The organism is Spongiactinospora rosea (assembly GCF_003315795.1).
Taxonomy (GTDB): domain Bacteria; phylum Actinomycetota; class Actinomycetes; order Streptosporangiales; family Streptosporangiaceae; genus Spongiactinospora; species Spongiactinospora rosea.
Genome location: NZ_QMEY01000002.1, coordinates 92,379 through 111,041 on the forward strand (window position 1 = coordinate 92,379; position 18,663 = coordinate 111,041).

Consider the following 18,663-nt stretch of genomic DNA (forward strand, 5'->3'; position numbering starts at 1 on the left):
TATCGGCCGATCGGGCCGTAAAGTAACGGCTCCTGGCCCTCGGCCTTCCCTATTATCACGATCCGTCGCGGAAAGTTACAGGCACACGAGCGAGCGGTCTCCCCGATGATGGGTGCCCCGCTCGACGTTGCCCCGCTGCGCCCCCATCGCGAGCGTGGAGACGGCCGACGAGCACCATGCGGCTTGATCATCCGGCTGGCAATGAGGTGCCGGTCGTTCGTAGCGAAACCTGTCACGCGACTCACCCACCTGTGCGATTTGCGGCCGCGGCTCCTGAAACGGGAATGAAGATTTGTCTATCGTGAAGGAGCAGGGAGGGCAGGGTGGAACGTGGGCTGGCGTGAGGAAATAGCCACAGCGCTGGACGAATGGATCGCTGCTGAGGGAGGAACGGGAGGTAAGCCGCGCTGGCGGCGGCTCGGTCGCGCGATCCGTACCGGCGACGGGCTCTACGTCGTGGATGTCCGGGGCACGGAACCGAACCCCGATCGGCTTGACGCTTTACGGCTGGCGGGCGCGGAGCAGGGGAGCGTCAGCCAGGGCTTCCCGGTCATGGACGTCTCACAGAGCGAATCCACACTCACCGTACGGGTGGCCGAGTTCGCCGACCCGGCCGACCCGCACCTGTGGTCGATGCAGCAGCCGCCCACGTTCCTGGTGGACGCGCTCAAGGAGGGCCTCGCCTCGCTCGGCAGCGCACCGCTCGGTGACATGCTGGCCCACCGGAAGCCCGGCGGCGAGCTCTCACGGACCCGGCCGCCGGCAGGGTTGTTCCCACCGCAGGAGACGGCCTACCAAGCGTGTCTCGGTACCGGAGTGTGGCTGGTCTGGGGCCCGCCGGGCACGGGCAAGACCATGGTGCTGAAGAAGGCGATCGGCGACCTGATCGCCGCAGGCAAGCGAGTCCTGCTCGTCTCGGCCACCAACATCGCGGTGGACAACGCGCTGCTGGGTGTGCTCGACGAACGCCGCCACCCGCATGGGGCGATCGTACGAGTCGGCCCGCCGCAGTTGCGCAAGGTCGCCGAGAACGCGGACGTCTCTCTGCCTCTCCTGGTACGCGCTCGGCTCACGGCGACCGACGACAAGCGCCGCGATCTGTCGGCGCGGCTGGTGGTGGTACGGAACCGGCTGCGCCGGCTTGGCGAGCTGGGCACGGCGCTGGCGGGATTCGACGCCGCTCGCTTCGCTCAGGACGAGATCTTCTTGGGAGCGCCCCAGCATCGACCGGAGCGCTGTGAAGCAGCCGTGGCCCTCCACCGGACGCGGCTCGACTCACTCGCCGATGCCCTCGCCGCGGCCAAGCTGGAACGGGACCAGGCGAGCGCCGCTCACGCCGCCATGCATCCCGACCGCCGCCTGTGGGCTCAGGTGGACGAACTGGGCGCGGAGGCCGCCCGCGTCGATCAGGCCGCGACCCAGGCCGAGGCGGCGGCCCTGGAGGCGGCGCACGCGACCGCCGAGGCGCAACGCCTGATGAACGACCTGGAGACGCGCAGCGGGTTGGCCCGGCTACGCGCCAAACGTCCTCTCGCCGCCGCGCGGCAGACCCGCGACGCCGCCATGGAACGGGAACTCCACCTTGCGGAACGTGCGGCATCCGCCCGAGATGTGGCCGACCGGCGCCGTGCCGATCTGGTCCGCCAGGCCGAAGTCCTCGCCGACAGCGCGACGCACAGCCGCACCGAACTCCAAGAGGCGGAGCACCGTTTCACGACTGCTTCCGGTGAAGAGCGCCGCCTGACGGCGCGCGGCGTCCGAATCACCGTTTTCCTCCGCGACCCTTCCGACCGGCTACAGGACAGACACCTCGACCTGATCAACCAAGTACGCACGGTGGCGCACACCGTCGTGTCCGTGAATCACATGCACCAGAAGATCGTGGTCATCGACGAGCGGACCGTCATGCTCGGCAGCCTGAACGCTCTGTCGCAGAGCAGGACCCGCGAGATCATGCTGACGATGCGCGGCGCCCATTTCGCCAGAAGGATCCTCGAACACGAACACGCCGCCGAATTCTCCTCCCCACCTGCGTGCGGGCGGTGTGGTGGCAGCGATATCGACGTTCGGCGCAGAAAGAACGGCGAGTGGTACTGGCGCTGCTACGCCCGGACCTGCCAGGTGGGTTCCGCGGGGAGAGCCTGGCATGCACCCGTCGACTTCGGCACTCGGAGGTAAGCCCGGACCGTAGCATCCGGGCCCCCTGCCGGGGCAACGGTCGAGACGGCTCAGGCTCTATGTACGCGATAGTTTGGCCACGCCCCAGAGATGCGCTTGAGAGGTGCCGCATGCCCACTACCGCCCGCGAACGACTGACTGAGTTACTCGATGGGGTGACAGATCCCGGCGCGTCGAGTGTTCATCGGAAGCTGCCCAAAAGCGCCCTGTCGGTGGCGGTCGATGGGGTCGGTCCTCTGCGATTTCCCATCTCCGATGAGCAGGCCGCGCAACTGCGGCGGCTCGGCCGCCGTGCGCGGTTCGGGCGCGGCGAGCAGACCCTGACCGATCCGGAGGTCCGCGACACCTGGGAGATCCCCAGCGACCTGGTGCACGTCGCCTGGACGGACGCGTTCGAAGGCGTCCTGGACGGAATGCGCGACGAGCTGGGCCTGCCACCGCACTGCCGGCTCATGCCGGAGCTGCATTCCATGCTTCTGTACGAGACCGGGCAGTTCTTCGTCGCGCACCAGGATTCCGAGAAGGACGACGCCATGGTCGGGACACTGGTGGTGACGCTGCCGTCCGCGTATGCCGGCGGTGAGCTAGTCATCGATCATCGAGGCCAGGCCACGAAACACCGCGGATCAAGGGTCAATGTCTCGCTCGTAGCCTTCTACGCCGACTGCCGCCACCAGGTTCTCCCCGTGAAGTCGGGCAACCGGATCACCCTTACCTACAACCTGCTGCTGGCGGGGGACGGCATCGGCCCGGTCGCGGAAGGCCCTTTGGTCGGTGAGCTCGCGGACTGCCTCCACTCGCACTTCACCACCCCGGTCGCCCCGCCGTACGGCGGCCGTGCCGAGCGACCGAAGCGCTTGGCGTACCTGCTCAATCACGAGTACACCGCCCGAGGGCTGAGCTGGTCCCGGCTGAAGGGTTCCGACGCCGCAGGCGTCGCTTCGCTGCGGGCCGCGGCCGAGCGGGCGGGGTGCGAGGCGACCCTGGCCCTGGCGGAGATCCAGGAGACCTGGGATGCCTACGATCCCGATGAGGATCCGTGGTACCGCGAGCATGACGAGAACGAGGAGGACCCCGGCGGCCATAAGGACTCCGGCGACGCGGACGACGGGCGCTACGTCCTCAACGACCTGATCGAATGCACGATCACACTCGCCCACTGGATCGGCCCGGAAACCGGACGGCTTGAGCAGATCTCACTAGACCTCGGTGAAGCGGAGGTGGCCTCAACGACCCCGACGACCGATCTGACGCCCTACTCCTCGCAGTACGAGGGCTACATGGGCAACTACGGCAACACCCTGGACCGCTGGTATCGGCGAGCTGCGCTGATCATCTGGCCCCGTAGCCGGAACTTCGCCAACAGGGCCGAATCGTCCCCGGGCTGGGCGCTGGACGAGCTAAGTGAGATGGCCCGCGCCGGGGAGGTCGCGAAAGCGCGCGAAGCGGCGCAATCGCTGCGCCCCTTCTGGAACGCCTCGATTCAGTCCGGTCGGCAGGTTGAACTCTTCGGCAGGGCACTGCGAACCGCCGGGGCACTGGATGACGCGCAAACGGCCGCCCTGCTCCTGAGCCCGTTCCCGTTGGAGCTGCTGGCGCCCGATCAAGCTCCGGCGCTCGCCAGGCTGGCGGCGCGCCATGGCGACGCCTGGATCGGCGACCTACTACGCGAATGGAGCACGGGCTGGGGATTCGGCCCCTACGTCCATGCCCCGGAGCCGCTGCGATGGCTCGCCGATCTCCCGCGGCTGTGCGCGACGTTGCTGAGCGCGGACGACGACACGACCGCGCGCCACATCGTGGACCTGTCGTGGACGTGGTTCATGGACCGCATCCGCCCCGTACTCGTCTCGCCGCTCACCAGCCGCTCGGCGGCGTGGCTGACCGCCCATGGAGAGCCGCTCTCCGGGATCATCGCGGCCGCCGCGCAGACCGGATCGACCAGGGTACTGGACGGCGCCATCACGGTCGCGAATACAGGCGGTGACCAGGCCCTCGTACTGGTAACGGCCGCGCTGCGCGTAGTGAAGCCGCACACCGCTGGCTTCGGCGAACTGGCCACCGGCTGCGCCGAACGCATTCGGGCATCGCTCGCCCGGCCCCCTCGTACGGAGGACGACTGGTCGATCGCCCTGCCCGCCGGATGCGAGTGTGAGCTGTGCAAGGTCCTCGGCGCCTTCCTTCAGGACCCGAAACGGCGTGACTTCGACTGGCCGCTGGCGAAGGAGAAGCGCAGGCACGTCCACACCCGGATCGACGACGCCGAGTTGCCGATCCATCACGAAACCAGGCGGCTGGGCCGACCGTACACCTTGGTGCTGACGAAGACCGAGGCGCTCTTCGAGCGGGATCGTATCGCGCGCGAGCGCCACCAGGCGGACCTGGCCTGGCTCACTGAGAACAGGGACTCTTTCATCTGATCCTGCGCATTCGACCAGGGGATGGAACCCACGTCAGGCCAGGTAGATCCGATGTGCACGTATAAAGACGGTCCATGTGCGTCCGGTGGGGGCTCAGTCCTCGGACACGCACTCTGGTACATGCTGGGCCTCGCCTCGACAGTGACAACCCTCTCCGCGGGGTCTTGGCGTAGATCTTGTGGAAGATGCCGACGAGGTTGTCGACGCCGGTGTCGCGCTCGCCGCTGCCCAGTACGTTGAGTGCCGGCCGGGGCCCACCGCCGCCCTCGGCAACGCCTTTCACGTCGGCTGGGCCGAAATCAAGAAACACCGCTTGATGGTGATACCGGCCTGCGAAGGTGCCCGATGCTCGGCCGCGCCGCTTTGGCGCCATTTCGCCACCGACTCGCCTGAACTGGTCCGTTCAGTCTTGGTAGGGTTCATGCCATGGACGGACCTCAAGGAGCTAGGGCGCCTGCGACCGGTGAACGCCATGTTCACGGCGCAGGCCGGGATCCGGACCGGAAGCGGTCGGCGATCGTGCGAGCGGCCCACGAGGTGTTCCTGGAGCATGGGTACGGAGCCGCGACGATGGATCTCGTCGCGGCGACGGCGAATGTGTCCAAGGCGACTGTGTACGCGAAGTTCCGAAGCAAGGACGAGCTGCTCACTGAGATCATCGGCGGCGCCGCGAAGCGGATCCGCCAGGAGATCGACCACCACAGCGACCCGCACGAGGACCCCCGCACGCGGCTGACCGCACTCGCAGAACGCTATGCCCTGGTGTTGTTCGACCCGAGCACCGTCGGCCTGCTTCGCCTTGTCGTCGCCGAAGCGCACAAGCAGCCCGAGGTCGGGCGCCTCTATTTGGAGGGTGGTCCGCTACCGACGATCGCTCACCTGAGCGAGGCATTGCGTGAGCTGGTTTCCGCCGGCGGGCTGGACATCGACGACATCGACACCGCGGCCCTCCAGTTCGTGGGCATGTTGGAAGCACGCCGGCTCTACGCACTCCTCGACCCCGCCATGCTGCCCTCCAAGAAGGAGATCTCCGGCATCGCGACCGCGGCGGTCGATGTCTTCCTCGCCGCGTACGGCATCCGCGGCGAGGCCGTCACGTAGCGCGGTCTACGTCGCAGAGGCGGCCGCCTCTCGCCAGATCTCGACGAGCTGCGGGGCCACCGGGGACTCGGCCGCGTGCGGGCCGAACCGCATGGTGGGGATCTCGCCGCCGGCCGCGGGTCGCCATGGGGTGGCGCGGGTGGCCGGGTCGCCGTCGCGGATGAACGCGATGAGCCCGGCATGCAGCCGGTCGGCGAGCACCTGGTTCGCCGCGGTGTTCATCCCGGCGAGCAGCCTGCTGCCACTGGCATGCCAGGTGTCGAGCAGGTCGAACGCGAAGGGAATGTCGACGCAGTGCGCGGCGCCCGCCAGCCCGTCGAACGCCGGGGATTCGACCGCGAGCTCATAGGTCCATACCCGGCGCCCGCGCTCCGCCAGACCGCGCGCCAGGCTGAGGGCCGGCATGCGGAACAGTTCGTCGGAGGTGTAGGCCCGCAGCACCTCGTATGGCGTGCGCCCGCCGTCGCCGTACACGCCATACGCATCGGACGCGTGCGTCCCGAAAGTCTCCCGCATCCGGGCCACCACCTGCTGCGGGGTGCAGCCGACCGCGGCTGGGTCCTGGGCCAGGAAGAAGCCCATCTCATCCCCCGTCCACCCGATCAGTACATCGATCCCGGCCCTGTCGGCGAACCGCGCCGGCACGTCCTCGGTCACCAGTGGGTCGTGCGCGGTCGGCATGTACGGCGGCAGGACCGTCGCGAAGCGGCCCGGCTTCGGCCGTAGCCGCGCTGTCGCGGCGACCAGGGACTCGGCGTCCACGGCGCGTAGCTCACCACCGCCCAGCGCCTCGGCGTACCGAGCGGTGAACGCGATCGACTCCGTCCGGTCGCGCGGCCGCAGGCTCCCCGGCGCGCTCAGCAGTACCGCCCCGCGCACCGGCGGCGGATCCGGCATCCCCAACAGCGCCATCGTCGACCAGGCTCCACCCGACTGTCCGCCCACGACGATCTGGGTGGGATCGCCGCCGAACGCCGAGATGTTCGCCACCACCCATTCCAGGGCACGGCGCTGATCGGACAGCCATAGGTTGCCTCCGGTGGGATCGTCGCCATCGACGTACAGGTAGCCGAACGGCCCGAGCCGGTAGTTGATCGCGACCACGACGACGTCTCCGTGCCGCGCGAGGTTGGCCCCCGAGTAGACGTCCCACGACCCGGCGCCTCCGATGAACCCTCCGCCATGGATCCAGACCAGGACCGGGCGGCGCCGTTCGTCCAGGCCCGGGGACCAGATCGTCAGCGTCAGGCAGTCCTCCGACATGGATGCGGCGCGTATCTGATCGCCCATCAGGTCCACGACCGGCCCCGAACGGGGCTGTGGACACACCGGGCCGTCGGAGGTCGCATCCCGCACCCCGGACCAAGCCGGGAGCGGCTTCGCGGGCCGCCACCGGCGCTCCCCCACCGGCGGGACGGCGTACGGGACGCCGCGGAACACCGCCAGTTCCCGCTCCCATGATCCGCGAAGCGCGCCCGATGCGGGAGTGGCGATCGGCCCAGCCTCTTGAAGTGTCATGTCCAACCCATCTCAATCGAACGGTTCATTTCAAGGACCGACGGTCGTGGATCGACCTTCCGCGGTCGGTCCTGTCATTTCGCCATGGCCACGGTTTCGGGCGCCGAAGTGATCCTGGCCGGAAACCCTCCGCTCAGCAGCACCGCGACCACGCCGACCACGGCGAACACCACGAACGCGAAGCTGAAGTCGCCCCACGTCGGAAGCGGCGCACCGCTCACGGCCAGCAGCGCGGCGGCGATCTGCCCGCCCAGTGACCCACCGACCGCCTTCATCACGAACGTGATGCCGCTGACGCTGGCCAGCCGTTCGCTGGGAACGGAGGCCGCGACGATGTTCATCGCCTGGGTGAGCCCCAGGCCGATGCCGACTCCGACGAGGCCCGTCGCCAGGAAGAGCACCCAGAGCTGCATGGCCCCGAGCAGCGATGCGCTCGACGTCGCAAGCGCGGCGGTGGCCACCAGCATGACGCCGCGGGTGCCGATCGCGCTCTCCAGCCGGCCCGTCAGTGGAGCGACCATCGAGCCGATGATCCCCATCGGGAACAGGATCAGGCCGGTCAGGGTCGCCGAGGCGCCCAGCCCGATCCCGGACTCCACTGGCAACTGCACCAGGATCGGCACGAGTACGTACACCGCGATGCTCACGAACCCGATCACGAACCAGATCGCGCACACCAGCAGCACCGGCCGGTTCGCCAGCAGCCGCAGGTCTATCAGAGGCCGCGCGGTGCGCAGTTCCACGACCACGAACACGGCCAGCAGCACGACCGCCGCGCCCAGCAGGCCGAGCGTCCCGGTCGACAGCCACCCCCATGACGCGGACAGGGTGATCGCGATCAGCAGCCCGGCCACACCCAGCCCGAGCAGGGCGGCCCCCGGCCAGTCCACCGACCCCGACTCCCCCGGTGGGCAGGACGGCACCACGAACCACGCCACGGCGAACGCGACGACCAACAGCGCCAGCGGAAGCCAGAACAGCCACGTGTACGGCAACACGCTGACGATCGGGCCCGCGACCAGCAGTCCCACCCCCATCGAAAGCGTCGCGGCCGCTATCATCAGGCCGTTGGCCGACTTGATCGCGCTCGCCGGCTGCGTGTCGCGGATGATGCCCGCGGAGACCGGCAGCAGCCCGAGCCCGGCGCCCTGGAGCAACTGTCCGATCGTGAGCACCACTATCGACGTCGAGAGCGCGGCGACCGCGGTGCCCAGCATGACGATGGCGAGCACCCACAGCAGGACCGTGCGCTTGTCACGGGTGTCGGCGAGCCGTCCGACCACCGGGGTCGCGACCGCGCCTGCCAGCAGCACACCGGTGAAGACCCAGGCGATCGCGGGCGTCGTCGCGCCGACCGCTTCCTGTACGAGCGGTAGAGCGGGCGCGAGCATGGTCTCCAGCCCGTTGTAGGCGAACAACGTGAGGAAGAGTACGGCGAGCACGACACGCGTCCGACCGGACGAGATGCTGGTGGGGGGCAACGGAACCTCCGTTTGGGCTGAGCACGAACAGCTCGCACTGGTGGTCATCGGCGAGCAGGCACCACGATCGCTATCGGTTGATTCGTCCGGAGTCTCGGGGCTGTTGTATCGGTCCACGCTCAAACCGGCGTTCGCCGAGGCTCGCCCCACCGAGCCCGGCCCGCCGCCGTTTGGAGGTGGCACGCGGTGTCCTACTCCGCAGCGGCCTCGGATCCGGGGGAGTCGTCGGTGGTGACGAAGTCGATGGCTGTCAGCGCCATGGCGAGAGCACCCGTGTGCATCGCCTCGAACGCCCTCGGCCGGCCCGAGTGCTCCGCGGCCGCCCGGGTGTGGAACGGGACGTCGCCCGGCCAGGTGGCGACGGAGAACAGAACTCCGGGGATCAGCCCGCTGACGTTGCCGAAGTCGGTGAACGCGAGGGCCGGCCAGTCCACCACCTCTTCGCCGAGTTCACGGAGGTTCGCCTGGATCGCGCCGCCGAGTGACCGGTCGTAGCGGATCGGCTCGCTCCCCTTTCCCTCGACGACCTCCAGCGTGTTGCCGCTCGACTCCGCGGCGCGCCGCGCGCAGTCCACCACGGTGTCGGCAAGGCGTTCGAGCTCGGCCACGTCGTCCGCGCGGACCGCGACATGACACGTCGACCGCTCCGGGACGGCGCTGAAGGCATCGCCTCCTTGCGTGTCCAAGCGGTGGACCCGGATGCCCGCACGGGTCGACTCCGGCAAGGAGTTGATCCGTTGGTACGTCATCGCCGCCCCGTCGATGGAATTGACCCCGGCCCAGGGATCGGCGGTCGCGGAGGAATTACCCCGGAAAGCCAGTTCGAAGGTGCGGATGCCCATGCAACTGGTCATCACGCTGGTCGAGTGGTACGCGTGGAAGGTGAGGGCGGCGTCGACGCCGGCGAACGCCGCGGCGTCGATCATCCGCGGCTTTCCCGTGAGGACCTCCTCGGCAGGACAACCGAAAACCTTTATGCGACCGGAGAACGCTTCCCGGAGCCGGGCGAGTGCGAGTCCGGCCCCGACTGCGGACCCCGCGATGAGATGGTGGCCACAGCCATGGCCGATGTCCGGCAGTGCGTCGTATTCCGCGAGCAGGCCGATCGTCGGCCCACCCGACCCCGCGTCGTACTCCGCGACGAACCCTGTCGGCAGGTCGGCGACGTCCTCGATGGTGAAGCCGGCCTTGTCCAGGGCTTCACGACACCAGCCCGCGGCGCGATACTCCTGGTCGCTGAGCTCCGGGTTCGCGTAGATTCTCTTCGCCAGGACGTCCGCGGTTTCCCGGGTGGCCGCATGCGCCAGGCGAACCGCCTCCTTCAGCGAGCCCGCCCGCTCCGAACCTGCTTCCCGACCGAACATGAGTTGTTCCCCTCTCCAAGGCTCGGAGCTGGGGTATCACGACCCTTCGCCCCGGCGGTTCGACAGGACCTCTCCACGGCCTTGTCGAGAGCCATCAATCGGTGATCAGGTCGACGAAGCTCGCAATGCCGAGCCAGTCGAAACATGGTGTGACAAAGTCACGTCGGCCCCAAGAGACAGGACGGCCTTGAATACGTCTGCGGTCTCGGGCGTCGGTCGCCGTGACGTGGCCGGACGATTGAACTGGTCCGTTTAGTTTAGTTCTCGGTAGTATATAGCGGCAAGAGACGGCGTCAAGGGTGGAGTTCGGTACGGTCCCCGGCTGGTGGGGATCGGCCGGTCACGCCTGGGCCATGACCTCGCGGCGTGTGGTCACGAGGATGAATCCCAAGGTCAGCGGCCGTGCCGCGGCGCGGCCTGCTCGTCCCGCACGATCTCGCGGAGCAGGAAATGCTGTAGCTTGCCGCTCGAATTGCGCGGTAGGGAGTCGCGGAACCGCAGATCCCGCGGATATTTGTAGGGGGCCAGGACCTGCTTGACGTGGTCCTGAATCTCCTTGGCCTTGGCGGCGTCGCCGGTCACGCCGTCGCGGAGCACGACGAAGGCACAGACGACCGAGCCCCGTTCCTCGTCGGGCCGCCCGACGACAGCGGACTCGACCACGTCGGGATGAGTGTCGATGGCGGCCTCGACCTCGGGCCCGCCGATGTTGTAGCCCGATGAGACGATCATGTTGTCGCTGCGGGACTGGTAGAAGAAGTAGCCGTTCCCGTCCCGGTAGAAGATGTCACCGGTGACGTTCCAGCCGTTGAGTACGTAGTTTCTCTGACGGTCGTCGTTGAGGTAGCGGCAGCCCACCGGGCCGATGACGCCCAGCAGCCCCGGCTCGCCCGGCCCGAGTTCGGAGCCGTCAGGGCCCAGGATGGCGGCGCGGTAGCCGGGCACCGGCTTGCCGGTGGAACCAGGACGTATGTCCTCGCCGGCGGCGGAGATGAAGATGTGCAGCATCTCGGTGGCGCCGATGCCGTCGATGACCCGGAGGCCGATCGTGTCCCGCAGCCCCTCCCAGGTGGCCTGAGGGATGTGCTCGCCCGCCGATGCCCCGGTCCGCAATCCGGCGAGCTGGTGTTCCCTCCCTTCTCGCAGGATCGCCTTGTAGGCGGTGGGCGCCGTCGCGAGAACGGTGACGCCCTCCCGCTCGACGATCTCCGCGAGCCGCGGCGGGGTGGCCGCCTCGGTCAGCATGGCGCAGGCGCCGGCCCGCAGGGGGAACACGACCAGCATGCCGAGACCGAAGGTGAAGGCCAAGGGAGCGGAGCAGGCGACGACGTCGTCCGCGACCAGCTTCAGGACATGCCGGCCGAAGGTGTTGTCGATGGACAGGATGTCGCGGTGGAAGTGCGTGGTGATCTTTGGGACGCCGGTGCTGCCGGAAGTCGGCCCGAGCAGAGCGACGTCATCGGCGGCGGTCTCCACATTGGCGAATTCGCCGGACTTGGCGGCGGCGCGGGCGATGAGATCCGCCGGGCCGGTCCCGCCGTACTCCACCACCGTCATCGACGACAGCGCGGTGTGGACGTCTGCGGTGTACCGGTGGTCGACCAGCGCGATGGAAGGCCGCGTCCGCTCGGCGATCGCGGTGATCTCGGGGGCGCGCAAGGCGGCCATGGTGGTGACCACGATGCCGCCGGCCTTGAGCACGCCGAGCCAGGCCGCGACCGTCCAGGGGGTGTTCGGCGAGCGCAGCATGACACGTTGTCCCGGAATCAGGGCGAGGTCCTCGGTCAGCACCTGCGCGATCTGGTTCGCCCGCGTCCGCAGCTCGCCGTACGACCAGGTCTCTCCGGCAGGCGTGCGCAGGGCCGGCCGCTCGGCCCCATATGTCGCGGTGGGGATGTCGATGAGCTCAGTGGCGGCGTTCAACCGGTCCGGGTACCGCAGGTCCGGCGTGGTGAACTCGATCGTCGGCCACAGGTGGGCGGGAGGCAAGTGGTCGCGAGCGAAGGTGTCCAGGTGTGCGGAGGGCGAAAGGGGCAACGGGGGGTCCTTCCAGAAGCCGACGGCGGGGCCGGCGGTCGAAACGCCGAGGCTCCCATGACCGCCGGCGTGATCTCCGTGCGGAAAGTTCACAGGTCCGGGAGCGTGCCGCTGGTCATCGATCCAGCCAGTCGGGCAGACCGTCATCGGCGACATCGGGCAGATTGACGACGATGTTCTCCGGTGTCCGAGTGGTCATCCATACCAGCGGCTCGTTGCGCGAGAGGTTGCACTCGACGTGCGGCATGAACGGCGGCACGAAGACCCAGTCCCCCTCCACCATGTCGATGTAGTCCTCGAACTTCTCGCCGAAGTAGATGCGCGCCCGTCCCGACAAGACGTAACCGCCGGTCTCGGCCTCGCCGTGATGGTGGGACACCGAGCGGTAACCGGGCTCGTTGCTGACCTTGCCGAACCACAACCTGGTGGCCGGGGTGTGCTGAATGCTGACGCCCGAGACCCGAACGGCCCCGCCCGAGTCGGCGGCGCCGGCGTCCTCGCAGCCACCGCGAGTCACCACCGGAGCGACGAGTCCGCTGGGTAGCCGATACATCGAGTTGTCGCCTTCGAGGCGGTACGCACTGAAGTCGGGTGTCATGGTCGGCTCCGTTTCGGTCGTTCGGTCGTTCGGTGTGCGTCGATGGCGAGGCGGATCTGGTCGAGCGGGACCGAAGCCTCAGGCACGCGCACCAGACGTCAGTCGAGGGGTGCGGCGGGGTGCGGGGAAGATGTGGTCACGCAGAATCCACTGCGATGTATCTCGTATTTTTCACGGCCGTCACCAATTGTCAATAGCCAGCCGGGGTGACGGTCTTCGCCTCGGCCACACGGGACGGGATCGGATGGTGCGCGACGCGGGCCGGGCATGCCGTCGTCAGCTCAGGGCCGCGATCCAGGAGGTGGGCCAGGGCCGGCTCCGGTCTTCGCCGAGAGGAACGTGCACGGTCACGTAGCGGCCCCTCGCGGCGCGCCGCCGGGGGCGTCCGTCGAACTCCTCACCCCAGACCTCGAAGCCGAAGGTCATGGAGGACGTGCCGATGGCTTCGACGTTCAGCATGACGGTGACCTGCTGTCCGAAGTACAGGCGCTGTTCGAATTCGACCTCGTAACGCACTCGGGGCGCGCTGCCGAAGTAGCCGGTGAGCCCGCGCTCGCGCGTCAACGCGGCCTCGGCGGCCTCCACAAACCTGGTCACGGCGGTGTTGTGGTGGTGCCCCGCGGCGTCGGTGTCACTCCATTCGACCCGCACCACGTACGTGACGGAGGGCCGGTCGCTCATACGGCGTCGCCGGAGTCGATGGGGAGGCCGGGATCAGGACACACGGATGACCCCTTCCTGCGCGACCGTCGCGAGATGCCGTCCATCGCGGCTGAAGAAGCGGCCCAGCCCCAGGCCGCGCCCGTTCTGGGCCGATCCGGCCTCCTGGGCGTAGAGCAGCCAGTCGTCCACGGGCTCATGGCGGTGGAACCACATGGCGTGGTCGAGACTGGCGGTCGTGAGCCCCGGGAGCGCCCATGGCAGGCCCAGGACGCGCAAGATCGGCTCAAGTATGGTGTAGTCGCAGACGTAGGCGAGTGCGGCCAGGTCCCGCATGCGCGAGGTGAGTCCGTCGACGGGGCGGAGCTTGTCGAACGGCCTGACCCAGACCGCCTGGTGCGGGGCCGTCGCACCTTCCACCGTGAGGTAGACCGGGCTCGGCACGTGCCGCATGTCGAAGCCACGCCCCGACGACCAGTACGCCTTCGACTCCTTGGTCATGGTGCCGCCCGCTCGGGTGCCCGGCTGGATCGAGTCGAGGCAGGCGGCGCTGGTCGGCAACGCGTCGGGATCCGGGAGGCCCTCGGGCATCGCCGCCGCGTGATCACCCCCCGGCTCCGCACTGCGAAAGGAGGCCATGGCAATGTACGCGAGCTTGCCACCGGAGTATCCGCGGACGTGCCGGGTCGTGTAGCTGCGCCCCTCCCTCAGGCGTTCGACCTCGTAACGGATCTCGACGCCGATCTCGACGGGGCGCATGAAGTAGCTGTGCATCGAGTGCAGGCTCCGGTCGCCGCCGACGGATCGCATGGCCGCGACGGCGGCCTGGGCGACGAGGTCACCGCCGTACGCCTTGGGCCACGGGCAGTCCTGTGACGTGGCGAGATATGCCTCGTCAAAGCGCTCCGGCGGCGCCGGGGTCAGGGTGAGCGCGGCCGTCAGGGTCTCCGAGGTGGGGTTCATGCGCGCTGAGTGTCCTTCAGGTCGATGGGATGCGGGTGTCAACCCAAGGTAGATATGTCGCATTCTTCACGGCCGTCATATATTGTCAATACCATCATCGAACCCTGGAGGATGCCGTGAAGCCCGTCCCCGTCAACCCCGCCGCCCTGCCCACGCCGAGCGGCTTCTCGCATGGCACGCTGCACGGGAACACGCTTCACCTCGCCGGGCAGACCGCACTGGACCGCGACATGCGCATCGTGGCCGGCGGCATCGTCGCACAGTTCCGGCAGGCGTTCGGCAACGTGCTGACCACGCTGCGCGAAGTGGGCGGAGAGCCGGCGGACCTGGTCAGCATCACGATCTACCTCACCGACATCGCCGACTACCAGTCACACGGCAAGGAGATCGGCAAGGTCTGGCGAGAGATGGCAGGACCGGTCTATCCGGCCATGGCGGGCATCGGATGCACCGGGTTGTGGCAGCCGGACGCCCTGATCGAGATCCTCGGCACCGCGGTGATCCCTGACGAGAGACTGAGGATTCCCCGCGACTGATGTGCCGCCTCGGTCCTGGACGGCCCTACGTGATGCGCTTTCTTGACGGTCGTTTCGAACTCGCGATACATTAGCGTCGATCGTCGTCATATGAGGAGGCACCGTGCGGATTGCGGTCATCGGGGGCGGGCCGGGAGGCCTGTATCTCTCAGCGCTGGCCAAGCAGTTGGGCCCGGAACACGAGATCACCGTCTGGGAACGCAACGCTCCTGACGACACTTTCGGATTCGGCGTGGTGTTCTCCGATGAGACGCTCGGCGGGATCGAACACGCTGATCCCGCTATCTACCATGCGATGCAGGCCGAGTTCGCCCGCTGGGACGACATCGACGTCCACTACCGGGGACAGGTGCTCACCAGTGGGGGCCACGGTTTCGCGGCGCTGAGCCGCAGGCGATTGCTGGAGATCATGCAGCAGCGCTGCCGCGAACTCGGGGTCAAGGTCCACTTCCTCGCCGAGGCGCCCGACGTAGCGCAGCTCGCCGCGACCCACGACCTGGTGGTCGCCGCCGACGGGGTGAACTCGGCCGTCCGGTCCAAGTACTCCGACTCTTTCCACCCCGGCTTGGAGCGCCGCGCCTGCAAGTACATGTGGCTCGGCACGGACAAGGTCTTCGAGGCTTTCAAGTTCTACGTCCGCGAAACGCCGTACGGCGTGATGCAGGGACACGGCTACCCGTTCGACGCCCGGGGCAGCACGTTCATCGTCGAGATGCACGAGGACGTGTGGCGCAAAGCCGGATTCGACACCCTCGCCGCCCGGGAACTCGCACCGGGTGAGTCCGACGACATGTCGATCGAACGGGTGAAAGAGATCTTCGCCGAGGAACTCGGCGACCACGCGCTCCTCGCCAACAACAGCAAGTGGATCAATTTCACGACGGTCCGGAACGAAAGCTGGCGTCACGAGAACATCGTGATCCTCGGCGACGCCGCCCACACCGCCCACTTCTCCATCGGCTCGGGTACCAAACTGGCCATGGAGGACGCCCTCGCCCTGGCCGCGTGCCTGCACGAACAGCCCACCCTCGACCAGGCGCTCACCGCCTACGAGGACGAACGCAAGCCTGTCGTCCAGTCCACCCAGCGGGCGGCCCAGGCGAGCCTGGAATGGTTCGAAAACCTCGACCAGTACGTCGGCCAGGAGCCCGAGCAGTTCGCGTTCAACATCGTGACCCGAAGCCGCCGGGTCACCTACGACAACCTCCGGCTGCGCGACCCCGAGTTCGTGGGCCGCATCGACGCCTGGTTCGCCGAGCGGCAGGCACACCGGCATGGAGACGGGCCGGGCACACCGCCGATGTTCCACTCCTTCCGCCTCGGCGAACTGGAGCTCGCGAACCGGATCGTGGTGTCGCCGATGGACATGTACCGGGCCGTCGACGGCATGCCGGACGACTTCCACCTGGTCCACCTGGGAGGCAAAGCGCTCGGCGGCGCCGGCCTGGTCATGACGGAGATGGTCTGCGTTTCCGGCAAGGGGCGCATCACGCCCGGCTGCACCGGTATCTGGACCGGGGAGCAGGCGGCCGCCTGGCGTCGGCTCACCGACTTCGTGCATCGCGAGACCAACGCGAAAATCGGCATTCAGGTCGGCCATTCCGGGCGGAAGGGCTCCACCCGCCTTATGTGGGAGGGAATCGACCAGCCACTCCCCGAGGGCAACTGGGAGGTCGTCGCACCGTCCGCCCTGCCCTACAGGGAGGGGGTCAACCAGGTGCCCCGCGAACTCACCCACGCCGAGATGGAAGAGATCAAGCAGGAGTTCGTCGTCGCGGCGCGATATGCCAACGTCTCGGGCTTTGACCTGCTGGAGCTCCATTGCGCGCATGGCTACCTGCTGTCGTCGTTCATCTCCCCGGTGACCAATCGCCGCACGGACGAGTACGGCGGCGGCCTCGCCGCCCGGCTCCGTTACCCGATCGAGGTCTTCCGCGCGATGCGGCAGGTCTGGCCGCGGCACAAGCCGATGGCGGTGCGGATCTCGGCCACCGACTGGGTCGAGGACGGCATCACCGGCGACGACGCCGTGGAGATCGCCCGCGCGTTCGCCGACGCTGGCGCCGCCGCCATCGATGTGTCCACCGGCCAGGTCACGGCAGAGGAGAAGCCGGCCTTCGGCCGGTCATATCAGACACCGTACGCCGACAAGATCCGCAATCAGGCCGGTATTCCGACGATCGCGGTCGGGGTGATCTCGTCGTACGACGACGTCAACTCGATCATCCTGGCGGGCCGTGCCGACCTGTGCGCATTGGGACGGGTTCATCTCTACGAACCCAACTGGACGCTGCACGCCGCCGTCGAGCAGGACTACGCCGGGTCCGGGGCGATCTGGCCGGATCCTTGGCGAGCGGGCCGGCGCAAACCTCAGACGGGCCGCGCCGACGGGCCCAAGCCGCGGCTGCGGCTGATCCGCGAAGGCACGCCCACCGGCGGGCACGCGCGGTGGCGCCCGTGAGCCGAACCGGCGCAGGACCAGGCCCGGGGTACTTGATCGACCCGGAGATCCGTGTCGAACGTGCGCTTTGATGAGTCGATACCATTGAGCCCGTTGATGTCCGGCGAGGAGCACACCACCCACCAGGAGTGCGTCCGTAAGCGCAGAGGTGCCCCATCGTGGTCGATGACGACGAAGCCAATGGAAGGGGCCACCAGCCCCGCGCTTTGATCGTCACCGTTTACGGCATATATGCACGCGAAGCCGGCGGCTGGATGAGCATCGCCTCGCTCATCAAGCTGCTTGCCCGATGCGGAGTGGACGCGCCGGCCGTACGATCGGCGACCTCCCGTCTCAAGCGGCGCGGTCTCCTCACCGCCGCCAAGGTCAACGGAACCGCGGGATACGCCTTGACCGAAGCCGCCTACCAGATACTGCGCGAAGGCGACCGGCGCATCTTCGAACGACGCCGGGCGACCTTCGGAGAGGGTTGGCTGCTGGCCGTCTTCAGCGTGCCCGAAACAGAGCGCGACAAGCGACACCAGTTGCGCTCCCAACTGTCCTGGCTGGGGTTCGGCACAGTGGCCGCGGGAGTCTGGATCGCACCTGCCAATTTGTTCGGCGAGGCGCGTGATGTTCTTGAGCGTTACGAACTCAGTGCCTACGTCAATCTTTTCCAGGCCCAACATCTTGCCTTCGCCGATATCAAAGCCCAGATTCCAGGCTGGTGGGACCTGCCCCGCCTGCAGGGTCTCTACGATGAGTTTCTGGATCGGTACGGCCCTATCCTGAGCCGCTATCGTGACTGCCCGAGCATGGATTCGGCTCAGGCGTTCGTGGACCACGTCGGCGCCCTCACGGACTGGCGCCGCCTGCCATATTCCGATCCTGGGCTCCCTGCCGAGGTGCTGCCCATGGACTGGAACGGCGTGCGGGCCGCCGAGACCTTTTTCGAACTGCACGATCGACTCGCCAAGCCTGCCCACCGCTTCGTCGAATCCATCCTCCGGGAAACGTAGGGGCCGTCGCGGCCCAGGTGCGGCCGGCGCACCGCCGGCCGTTCTCGGAGGCGCGACCCGCACCGGCGGGAACGCACGCGACAAAGGATCAACAACGGCCGCGCAGCACCCGCCTCTTGGGGGAGACCTGATGAAAGCACAGTTATTCGCGGCCTCGGCGGTCAAGGGCCGGCGGGGCCTGGCAGCGGCGGCGCGCATACTGCGCCGCCTGGTCGCGGCGCTGACGGTGATCGCGCTGGCCGGTGGGCTGCTCGTCGCCATGGAGGGGGCCGCCTCATCCACGAGATCGCCGACCCGGGAGTCACCGTCCTGATGGCGGGCGTGCAGCCGCTGCGCGACCCCGCTCAG

The 18,663-nt window shown here is 68.1% G+C and carries 14 protein-coding genes; 7 read left to right on the forward strand and 7 right to left on the reverse strand.

Annotated features, from left to right (window positions below; all coding sequences use genetic code 11):
* Window positions 1–330: 330 nt before the first annotated feature.
* From DP939_RS05855 to DP939_RS05865, 3 genes are all read left to right on the forward strand, one after another.
* The gene (locus DP939_RS05855) at window positions 331–2,178 is read left to right on the forward strand and encodes an AAA domain-containing protein (protein WP_113979573.1); all 1,848 of its coding nucleotides are present in this window, start codon (window positions 331–333) and stop codon (window positions 2,176–2,178) included.
* 110 nt (window positions 2,179–2,288) lie between these two features.
* Window positions 2,289–4,598, forward strand: a complete 2,310-nt coding sequence (locus DP939_RS05860; protein WP_113979574.1) for a 2OG-Fe(II) oxygenase — start codon at window positions 2,289–2,291, stop codon at window positions 4,596–4,598.
* A gap of 426 nt (window positions 4,599–5,024) precedes the next feature.
* Window positions 5,025–5,699: a TetR/AcrR family transcriptional regulator gene (locus DP939_RS05865; protein WP_113979575.1), complete on the forward strand. Its 675-nt coding sequence runs from the start codon at window positions 5,025–5,027 to the stop codon at window positions 5,697–5,699.
* A 6-nt stretch (window positions 5,700–5,705) separates the two neighbouring features.
* Here DP939_RS05865 and DP939_RS05870 read toward each other — a convergent pair whose 3' ends face one another.
* The 7 genes from DP939_RS05870 to DP939_RS05900 form a co-directional block, all read right to left on the reverse strand.
* A complete protein-coding gene (locus DP939_RS05870) occupies window positions 5,706–7,217 on the reverse strand; it encodes a carboxylesterase/lipase family protein (protein WP_113979576.1) in 1,512 nt (503 codons plus the stop codon).
* Window positions 7,218–7,291: 74 nt separating this feature from the next.
* Window positions 7,292–8,698, reverse strand: a complete 1,407-nt coding sequence (locus DP939_RS05875) for an MFS transporter (RefSeq protein WP_199564977.1) — start codon at window positions 8,696–8,698, stop codon at window positions 7,292–7,294.
* Between the two features lie 191 nt (window positions 8,699–8,889).
* Entirely contained in the window at window positions 8,890–10,062 is a 1,173-nt protein-coding gene (locus DP939_RS05880) for an amidohydrolase (RefSeq protein WP_113979578.1), read from the reverse strand.
* Window positions 10,063–10,455: 393 nt separating this feature from the next.
* Window positions 10,456–12,099: an AMP-binding protein gene (locus DP939_RS05885; RefSeq protein WP_225878075.1), complete on the reverse strand. Its 1,644-nt coding sequence runs from the start codon at window positions 12,097–12,099 to the stop codon at window positions 10,456–10,458.
* A 115-nt stretch (window positions 12,100–12,214) separates the two neighbouring features.
* On the reverse strand, window positions 12,215–12,697 hold the full coding sequence (locus tag DP939_RS05890) for a cupin domain-containing protein (protein WP_113979580.1): 483 nt from the start codon (window positions 12,695–12,697) through the stop codon (window positions 12,215–12,217).
* A 276-nt stretch (window positions 12,698–12,973) separates the two neighbouring features.
* On the reverse strand, window positions 12,974–13,378 hold the full coding sequence (locus DP939_RS05895) for an acyl-CoA thioesterase (protein WP_113979581.1): 405 nt from the start codon (window positions 13,376–13,378) through the stop codon (window positions 12,974–12,976).
* A gap of 33 nt (window positions 13,379–13,411) precedes the next feature.
* The gene (locus tag DP939_RS05900) at window positions 13,412–14,320 is read right to left on the reverse strand and encodes an acyl-CoA thioesterase (protein ID WP_113979582.1); all 909 of its coding nucleotides are present in this window, start codon (window positions 14,318–14,320) and stop codon (window positions 13,412–13,414) included.
* 116 nt (window positions 14,321–14,436) lie between these two features.
* Here DP939_RS05900 and DP939_RS05905 point away from each other — a divergent pair, with 116 nt between their 5' ends.
* The 4 genes from DP939_RS05905 to DP939_RS05920 all read left to right on the forward strand — a co-directional run bounded on the left by DP939_RS05905 (window position 14,437) and on the right by DP939_RS05920 (window position 18,628).
* Window positions 14,437–14,856 carry a RidA family protein gene (locus DP939_RS05905; protein ID WP_225878076.1) on the forward strand — a complete coding sequence of 140 codons (420 nt, stop codon included), beginning with the start codon at window positions 14,437–14,439 and terminating at the stop codon, window positions 14,854–14,856.
* 103 nt (window positions 14,857–14,959) lie between these two features.
* The gene (locus DP939_RS05910; protein WP_113979584.1) at window positions 14,960–17,317 is read left to right on the forward strand and encodes a bifunctional salicylyl-CoA 5-hydroxylase/oxidoreductase; all 2,358 of its coding nucleotides are present in this window, start codon (window positions 14,960–14,962) and stop codon (window positions 17,315–17,317) included.
* A gap of 158 nt (window positions 17,318–17,475) precedes the next feature.
* Window positions 17,476–18,315: a PaaX family transcriptional regulator gene (locus DP939_RS05915; protein ID WP_113979585.1), complete on the forward strand. Its 840-nt coding sequence runs from the start codon at window positions 17,476–17,478 to the stop codon at window positions 18,313–18,315.
* Window positions 18,316–18,445: 130 nt separating this feature from the next.
* Entirely contained in the window at window positions 18,446–18,628 is a 183-nt protein-coding gene (locus DP939_RS05920) for a hypothetical protein (protein WP_113979586.1), read from the forward strand.
* The last annotated feature ends 35 nt before the right edge of the window (window positions 18,629–18,663 follow it).